General features: G+C 71.9%; 1 protein-coding gene. It reads right to left on the reverse strand.

From position 1 onward, the window contains the following. Positions 1-127 precede the first annotated feature (127 nt). The gene (locus tag VFE05_11640) at positions 128-6,853 is read right to left on the reverse strand and encodes an amino acid adenylation domain-containing protein (GenBank protein ID HET6230713.1); all 6,726 of its coding nucleotides are present in this window, start codon (positions 6,851-6,853) and stop codon (positions 128-130) included. Positions 6,854-6,888: the final 35 nt, after the last annotated feature.

Below are 6,888 nucleotides of genomic sequence, written 5' to 3' on the forward strand. Positions count from 1 at the left end.
CCGCTAGGCGTCACGCGTCCGGCCTACGGTAGATGCCGTTCCCGTAGCCACTTGCCACGCGGAAACGCTGACCGGATGCGATGAATCGCACCCCTACGCCCGGACACTTCTCGCGGTCCGGAAGCGCTCACCCCTCCGGCTCCGTGCCCGCGGCCTCCGCTGCGAGGAGGGCGGCGATCTCGTCGTCTGTCAGGGCGTCGAGGTCGTCCATCATGGCGGCGAGGGCGGCAAGCTCGGCGTCGCGGAGGAACTGCGCGAGCGCGGCGATCGTGGGGCCCTCGAAGAAGGTGCGCAGCGGTACGGGAATGTCGTGCGCCTGCTGGATGCGGGCGACGACCTGCGTGGCGAGCAGCGAGTGCCCGCCGAGCGCAAAGAAGTTGTCCTCCACGCCCACGCGCTCCACCCTCAGCACCTCCGCCCAAATCGCCGCCAGCGACTCTTCCGTCTCGTCGCGCGGGGCGACGTAGTCCGCTTCGCCGCCGGTGGCCTCAGGGGCGGGGAGGGCGCGGCGGTCGACCTTGCCGTTGGCGGTGACGGGCATCGCGTCCAGCAGCACGAACGCGGCGGGGACCATGTAGTCCGGAAGCTGCTCGCCCATGTGCCGCCGCAGCTCGGCGGCCGTGGGGGGCTCGCCTGCAGCGACGACGTAGCCGACGAGGACGGTGCGGCCCGCGGCGGTCTCGCGCAGCGCGGCGGCGGCGTCGCGCACGGACGGGTGGCGCGCGAGGGCGGCTTCCACCTCGCCCAGCTCCACGCGGAAGCCGCGGACCTTCACCTGCGCGTCGGCGCGGCCCAGCATCTCCACCTCGCCGTTGGGCAGGTAGCGGCCCAGGTCGCCCGTGCGGTAGATGCGGTCGCCGGGAAGCTCGCTGAGCGGATTGGGCGCGAACTTCGCCGCCGTCAGCTCGGGGTCGCCCAGGTAGCCGCGGGCCAGGTACGGCGTGCGGATGGCGACCTCGCCCGTCTCGCCGATGCCGGCCAGCGCGCCGGACGGGGTGAGGAGGAGAAGCTGCACGCCGTCGATGCCGCGGCCCACGGGCAGCACCTCGCGCTCGGGGGACGGCGCAACCTGATGCCACGCCATGGCCTGCGGAGTCTCGGTGGCGCCGTAGAAGTTGATGCAGCGCGCGCCGGGCGCCATCTCCCGAATCCGGGCCGCATCCCGCCGCGACAGCATCTCGCCGCCGAAGAAGGCGAGGCGGAGATGCGGAAGCGTGGGCAGCCCCGCATCTCCCGAAGCCGACGCGAGGAGCTGGCCCATCGCCGGGGTGAGGTGCGCGACGGTGACGGCTTCGCGCGCCATCCACGCGGCGAGCCAGCCGGGCTCGGCCATGCGGTCGGGATCGGGGATGCAGGACGTGCCGCCGGCCACCAGCGGCGCGAAGACGTCGCGCAGCAGCGGGTCGTGCGACAGGCCGCCCAGCATGCTCACGCAGTCGTCCGCGCCGAACGCGAACGTGTCGCGGTGCCAGGCGAAGAAGTGCGACAGCGGCCCGTGCGTGCCCATTACCGCCTTGGCCGCGCCCGTGGTGCCGGACGTGAAGGCGAGGTACGCGAGCGTGTCCGGGTCGACATCGATCATCGGCGCATCGGCGGGATACCCGGCGAGGAGCAGCGAGTCGGGGTGCGCATCGTCCATCGACAGCGTGACGCGGCATGCGGGCGCGAGCGCATCCACCGTCTGCTGTAGCGTTTCGGGGATCTCCCCCGCGGCTTCGATGGTGATCCAGCCGCGCGGCTGGGCCATGGATGCGCGCTCGGCCAGGCGCGCGGCGGGGTAGGCGGGATCGAGGATGACGAACGCCGCACCTGCCTTGAGGATGCCGAGCAGGGCCCACGTGAGCGCCGCCGAGCGGTGCGCGTACACGGCGACCACGTCGCCCGCGCCGATGCCGCTTTCGGCGAGATGGCGCGCGAGCCGATTGGTGCGCATCTCCAGCTCCGCGTACGTCCACTCGCCCTCGCGGTCGCGCACGGAGACGCGGTCCGCGAACGTGCGCGCGGAGGCGGAGACCATTTCGTGGACGGCGCCGTTCCAGACGGGCTCGATGGGTGCCGTCGGGTCCGGCAGCACCTCGCGCGCATCCGGCGTGACGAGCGAAAGGGTGGCGGCGGGCGCGGCCGGGTCGCGCACGGCCTGCTCCAGCACGGAGCGGAGCTGGCCCAGCATCTCCCGCATGCGCGCGGCGTCGAACAGGTCGGCGTTGTAGATGAGCTCGATGCCCACGCCGGACGGGTTGCGGTCCACGTACAGCGTCATGTCGAACTTGCTGTCCAGCCCCTCGGGCGGCGGCATCTGCTCGGCGTGGAGCGCGGGCGTGCCGCCCCCGCCGCCCAGCCGGCCGAAGTTGGTCATGTTGAACATGACCTGGAAGAGCGGCGTGTGGCTGAGGCTGCGCGGCGGCTTCTCCTCTTCCAGCACGCGCTCGAACGGCACGTCCTGGTGGCCGTACGCGCCCAGCGTGGTCTCGCGCACGCGGGCCAGCAGCGCGCGGAAGTCCGGGTCGCCGCTCAGGTCCGTGCGCAGTGCCAGGGTGTTGAGGAAGAGGCCGACGAGGCCCTCCAGCTCCGGCCGCGTGCGCCCGGCGATGGGCGTGCCGACGGTCACGTCCGCCTGACCGGTGTAGCGCGACAGCAGGAGCTTGAACGCGGCGAGCAGCACCATGAACAGCGTGGCGCCCTCGCGACGGGCCAGCGCGTCCAGCGCGTCGGCCAGCTCCGCGGGCAGGCGGAACCTCTCCAGCCCGCCGCGGTGCGTCTGCACGGCGGGGCGGGGGCGGTCGGTGGGCAGGTCCAGGGGCGCCGGCAGCGTGGCGAAGCGGTCGCGCCAGTAGCCGAGCTGCGTCTCCAGCACCTCGCCGGTGAGCCAGGCACGCTGGGCGACGGCGAAGTCCGCGTACTGCACCGGCAGCGGCGCGAGCGGAGATGCCCGGCCGTCGCGGAAGGCGGCGTAGAGTGCGTCCAGATCGGTCATCAGCACGCCGGTGCTCCACCCGTCGCTCACGGCGTGGTGCACGTTCAGCAGCAGCGCGTGCTCGTCTTCCGTTAAGCGGATGAGGCGGGCGCGGAAGAGCGGGCCGCTCGCGAGGTCGAACGGCGCGCGCACGTCCTCGGCGGTGAGGCGGTCCAGCTCGCGGCGGCGCTCGGTTTCGGGGAGATGCGCGAGGTCGAGGACCGGCAACGCGGCGGGGCCCGCCGGGGAGATGCGCTGCACGGGCTTGCCGCCGACCTGCGGGAAGCTGGTGCGCAGCGACTCGTGGCGCTGCACGACCCCGCCGAGCGCGCGCTCCAGGGCGGCGGCATCGAGCGGGCCGTGGATGAGCAGCGGCGCGGGCATGTTGAACGTCGCGGTGCCCGGCTCCATCTGGTCCAGGAACCACATCCGCTCCTGCGCGAACGAGAGCGGGATCTCGCCGTCGCGGGGCGCGGGGGTGACCGGCGGCATCGCCGCAGGCGCGGTGTCGGCGCGGGCGGCTTCGACCTTGGCGGCGAGGCCGGCCACGGTGGGCGCCTCGAACAGCGCGCGCAGCGGAAGCTGGCTGCCGAACGCGTTGCGGATGCGCGTCACGACCTGCGTGGCGAGCAGCGAGTGGCCGCCCATCTCGAAGAAGTTGTCGTGCACGCCGATGCGCTCCACGCCTAGAACCTCGCTCCACACGCCCGCCACTACCTCCTCCGCAGCGTTGCGCGGCGCGACGTACGACTCCGCATCCGCCGAAAGCTCGGGCGCGGGGAGGGCGCGGCGGTTCACCTTGCCGTTCGGTGTGAGCGGCAGCGCGTCCAGCGTCACGAACGCGCTCGGCACCATGTACTCCGGCAGCGATGCCGTGAGATGTGCACGCAGCACCGCCGCATCCACATCTACCGATTCGGTAGATGCGACCACGTACGCCACGAGCCGCTTGTTGCCTGGCACGTCCTCCCCCGCGATCACCGTCACGTCGCGCACGGACGCGTGCGACGACAGCGCCGCCTCGATCTCGCCCAGCTCGATGCGGAAGCCGCGGATCTTCACCTGCTCGTCCAACCGCCCAACGAACTCGATGGCTCCGGACGCGTTCCACCGGACCGCATCTCCCGTCTTGTACAGCCGCTGGCCTCCGATGAACGGATTCGGGACGAACCGCTCCGCCGTCAGCCCCGCACGGCCCAGATAGCCGCGCGCCAGACCGTCGCCGCCGATGTACAGCTCGCCCGTCACGCCCACCGGCACCGGCTGCATCTCGCGGTCGAGCACGTACGTCGTCGTGTTCGACAGTGGCGCGCCGATCGGAACCGTCCCCGCGTCTTCATCTACCGCATCGACCTGATGCCACGTCGCGAACGTCGTGCTCTCCGTCGGACCGTAGACGTGCAGCAGACGCGTCGGTCCGCCCGCATGCAGCACCGCGCGCACGGCGGACGGATCGACCGCCTCGCCGCCGAACAGCACGTTATCGAGCGATGAGAAGCCGTCCGGAATCTCCCGTGCGATCTGGTTGAACAGCGCGGTGGTCAGGAACATCGTCCCGATCCGCATCTCCCGAAGCGCCATCACGAACCGCTCCGGAGACAGCGTCACGTCGCGGTCGATGCCGATGAGCGAGGCGCCGTTGAGCAGCGCGCCCCAGACCTCGAAGGTCGCAGCGTCGAACGAGGCGTTGGAGACCTGCGCGACACGATCATCCGAGATGAGCTGGACGTAGTTGCTCTCGCGGACCAGGCGCACGACGGCTTGGTGCGGGATGCCGATCCCCTTCGGCTTGCCCGTGGAGCCGGACGTGTAGACGACGTATGCCAGCGATTCGGGGAAGACGGAGATTTCGGGAGATGCGGGGCTCTCCGCCGCGATCCGCTCGGCATCTCCAGACAGCGAGATGATGGTGCCAGTGAAAGATGCGAGGGCTTCCGGGAGCGCATCTTCCACGAGGAGCACGCCGATCTGCGAATCGTCCAGCATGAAGGCGAGACGATCAGCCGGGTAGCTCGGGTCGAGCGGGACGTACGCGGCGCCGGTCTTGAGGATCGCGAGCAGCGTGACGACGAACTCCGCCGAGCGCTCCATCGACACGCCGACGCGGCTTTCGATGCCGACGCCGAGCGAGCGGAGGTGGGTCGCGAGGCGGCTGGAGAGCGCGTCCAGCTCGGCGTACGAGAGATGCGATGCGCCGAACTCGATGGCGAGCGCGTCAGGCGTCGCGGCGGCCTGGGCGGCGAAGAGCGCGTGGATGGATGCGGCGCGCGGGTAATCCGTCGCGGTCGCGTTCCAATCTTCCAGCACGCGCGTCCGCTCATCGCCCGCGAGCAGGGAGACGCGCGAGAGCGGCGCGTCCGCGTCTTCGGTGACGGCTGCGAGGACAGTGGCGAAGTGGCCAGCGATGCGCTCCGCCGTGGCGGCGTCGAAGAGATCCGAGGCGTATTCCAGCGCGCCCACGACCTCGCCGCCGTGGTCCATCAGCGCGAGGGTGAGGTCGAACTTGGCGGTGCCCAGCGTGGCGGTGTCGCCGCTCACGGCGAGCCCTTCGGCCGCCTCGGCGCCGCGGATGGCGACGTCCTGGTACGAGAACATCACCTGGAACACCGGCGAGTGCGACAGATCGCGCGGCACCTTCAGCTCCTCCACCAGCTTCTCGAACGGGAGGTCCTGGTGGGCGTACGCGCCCAGCGTGGCCTCGCGCACGCGGCCCAGCACCTCACGGAACGACGGGTCGCCGCCCACGTCGGTGCGCAGCGCCAGCGTGTTCGCGAAGTAGCCGATCAGCGGCTCGGTCTCGCCGCGCGTGCGGTTGGCGATGGGCGTGCCGACGACGACGTCGTCCTGGCCGGACAGCTTAGCGAGCATCACCTGCCACGCGGCCATCATCGCCATGAACGGCGTGGCGTCGCTCGCGCGGGCCACGGCGCGCATCCGCTCGCCCAGCTCGCGCGGAAGGGCGAAGACGTGCTCGCCGCCGCGGAAGCTCTGCACCGCGGGGCGCGGGTGGTCGGTGGGAAGCTCCAGCACGGCGGGCGCGCCGGCCAGCCGCTCGCGCCAGTAGCCGAGCTGACGCTCCAGCTCGCCGCCGGCCAGCCACGCGCGCTGCCACACGGCGTAGTCGGCGTACTGCACCGCCAGCTCCGGCAGCGGCGACGGAAGTCCTTCCGAGAACGCGGCATACAGCGCGAACAGCTCGCGCGAGAAGACGTCCATGCTCCAGCCGTCGCTCACCGCGTGGTGCATGGCGACGAGCAGCACGTGCTCGTCGTCGGCGAGGCGGAGCAGGCGGGCGCGGAAGAGCGGGCCCGCGGCCAGATCGAACGGCGTGCGCGCGTCGGCCTCGGCGAGGCGCGCGGCTTCGGCGTCGCGCGACGAGGGTTCCAGCGTGGAGAGGTCTTCCACGTGCAGCGTGAAGCCGTCCGCGGGGGCGAAGAGCTGCACGGGACGGTCACCGTCGGAGTGGAAGCGGACGCGCAGCACCTCGTGGCGGCGCACGATCTCGCCCAGCGCACGCTCCAGCGCGCGGACGTGCAGATCGCCGCCCAGCCGGAGCGCGGTGGGCATGTTGTACGCGACGCTGCCGGGCTGCATCTGGTCGATGAACCACAGCCGCTCCTGCGCGAACGAGAGCGGCACCGGCCCGTCGCGCGACACGGGCACCAGCGGCGGCACTGCGGCGCCCGCGGCTTCGCGCATCTCCGCTTCGATGCGCGCGGCGAGGCCGGCCAGCGTGGGCGCCTCGAACAGCGCGCGCAGCGGCACCTCTGCCGCAAAGGCGTCGCGGATGCGCGAGATGACGCGCGTGGCGAGCAGCGAATGCCCACCCAGCTCGAAGAAGCTGTCGCTCGCGCCCACTCGTTCCACACCCAGCACGTCGCTCCAGATGCTCGCGAGCACCCGCTCGGCCGGCGTGCGCGGCGCCACGTACGCGT

The organism is Longimicrobiaceae bacterium, from assembly GCA_035696245.1.
In the GTDB taxonomy this organism is placed as follows: Bacteria; Gemmatimonadota; Gemmatimonadetes; order Longimicrobiales; family Longimicrobiaceae; genus DASRQW01.